Genomic DNA, 289 nt, shown 5'->3' on the forward strand with positions numbered 1-289 from the left:
GTATTTACTGGAAAGAGGAATGTCTGACTAAAGTAGGTCACAATTCCGCTGATCCCGTGGGCGACAGGATGGCCGCTTCAGCAGAGCTCGAGCGGGTTGCCGGCGTTGCTACCCGCCCGGCCAACCCCGTGGATCAAAGCGGAGCGCAGCTCTGGCGGTGCCAAGCGACTGACGCTCTAAAGGCATCCGAGCCCGTGAAGCGGCGGGATATTGGTCAGTATTGGCGCGAACTGACGAATGGTAACTTCAACCCGATCCGTTTCGCAGCCCTGTTGGTCCGAGCATTGAT

At 58.5% G+C, this 289-nt stretch carries 1 protein-coding gene; it reads left to right on the top strand.

What is annotated here, in order from left to right; genetic code table 11:
• Positions 1-68: 68 nt before the first annotated feature.
• A partial coding sequence (locus EN808_RS36870) for a hypothetical protein (protein ID WP_210235491.1) occupies positions 69-289 on the top strand: 221 nt, incomplete at its 3' end.

Origin of the sequence: Mesorhizobium sp. M8A.F.Ca.ET.165.01.1.1, assembly GCF_004792065.1 — a bacterium.
In the GTDB taxonomy this organism is placed as follows: Bacteria; Pseudomonadota; Alphaproteobacteria; order Rhizobiales; family Rhizobiaceae; genus Mesorhizobium.